General features: G+C 69.0%; 2 protein-coding genes. One reads left to right on the top strand and one right to left on the bottom strand.

The window, feature by feature from the left end; genetic code table 11:
• Window positions 1-783 (bottom strand): adenylate/guanylate cyclase domain-containing protein (locus ACE3UY_RS19045; RefSeq protein ID WP_374689063.1); only part of this gene is annotated, 783 nt, incomplete at its 3' end.
• Window positions 784-1,084: 301 nt separating this feature from the next.
• Here ACE3UY_RS19045 and ACE3UY_RS19040 point away from each other — a divergent pair.
• Window positions 1,085-1,659, top strand: a 575-nt coding sequence (locus ACE3UY_RS19040; protein WP_374689062.1) for a YbaY family lipoprotein, incomplete at its 3' end; no start/stop codon positions are given.

Genomic DNA, 1,659 nt, shown 5'->3' with positions numbered 1-1,659 from the left:
CGCCTGCAGCGCCCCCAATTCGGCGTCGCGGCCGATCATGCGCGTCTCGACTCCCTCGACGCCGCGCGTCCCCAACCGGAAGGCGCGCGGTTTGGCCGCCAGCACCCGGTAGACGACGACGCGCTCGGCCACCCCCTTCACGGCCAGCGGCTCGCGCGACTCCACGTCGAAGACGCCGCGCACGTGGCGGTAGGCGGCGTGGGAGATGAGGATGCCGCCGGCCGGCGCGGCGGACTCGATGCGGCTGGCCAGGTTGACTGTCTCGCCGATGACGGTCTGTTCAGCCGTGTCGCCGACGCGGTCGACGATGACCAGACCGGTGTGGAGGCCGACGCGCAACGCCAGCGGCGCGCCGAACAGCTGGCAGCAGCGGTCAACGTCGGCCTGCATCGCCAGCGCGGCGCGCACGGCCCGCTCGGCGTCGTCCTCGCCGGCCGCGTCCAGCCCCCAGACGGCCATGACCGCGTCGCCGATGTGCTTGTCGATGCGCCCGCCGTGGGCCAGGATGGCGGCGTCGACGCGCGCCCACAGGTCGTTGACGACCTGGGCGACGATCTCCGGGTCGCGCATCTCGGCCAGCGCGGTGAAGCCCACCACGTCGGCGAAGAGGACGGTGGCCTGTTTGCGGCGCGGCTCGGGGCGGGCCAGCGCGGCCAGCCGCCCGCGCATGGCGGCCAGGGCAGGCTCGACCACGGCGTTGCCCAGAAGCGGCCGTTGCGCCTCCAGGGCGGCCATGGCGGCGCGTAGTTGGGTTGGCTCGTCGGTGGATGGCGTCTCGGTCATAGTCCTCTCTGGAGAGTCATCCGCGAATTGTACTCCATACAGAGCAATCGCATACCGTGTAGCGCAGCCTGTCAGGCTGCCTCTTCCCTGTAGCACAGCCTGTCTCGGCTGTCGCAGCCGCGGCTGCCTTTTCGCGCATGGAGGCCGCGCCGTCACAGCCTGACAGGCTGTGCTACCGTGTATGCGATTGCTCTACCCCTACCGGTGAAAAGCGTGCCATGTGGGGCGAATTCCTGCATAATAGCTGCGCCTTCTCTGAATGGAGCGATGAACAGTCTACATAGAACAAGGAGTCGAACCCATGAAAACACAAAGAACTCACTCGATAGCGGCGCTGCTCGTCTTGCTGACAGCGGCGCTCCTCCTGGCGGCGTGCGGCGCGGCTGAGCAACAGGCGGCCGTTGGTACGGTTGCCCAATCCACCCAGCCCACCATCATCAGCGGCGTGGTGACTTACCTGGATCGCTCGGCGCTGCCCCCCAATGCCGTCATCACCGTGGACGTGCAGCGGCTAGGCGCGGACGGCGCGCCGGAAGCGGTCATCGCCACCCAGACGATCAACAGCGAGGGGCAGCAGCAGCCCTTCGCCTTCGAAGTGCCCTTCGACGGGACACAGATCGATGCCACGCGCACCTACGTGGTCACGGCCCGCATCGACGTGGACGGCGTGACGACCTATGCCTCCCAGACGGGCATACCGGTCATCACCGGCGGCGCGCCTCTGAGCGGCCTGGAGGTCATGGTCTTCCCCGCCACGGGTGGGGCGACCGGCGGCGAGCTGACCGGCACGCTGACGGGCACGGTGGCCTATCTGGAGCGTATCGCCCTCGACCCGGCGGCGGTGATCGAGGTGGAGTTGCAGGACGCCACCGGCGG

The sequence above is a fragment of the Promineifilum sp. (SeqCode) genome (assembly GCF_041918635.1).
In the GTDB taxonomy this organism is placed as follows: Bacteria; Chloroflexota; Anaerolineae; order Promineifilales; family Promineifilaceae; genus Promineifilum.
Note: the sequence above shows the minus strand (reverse complement) of the source record. Positions and strands in the feature narration are given on the sequence as shown.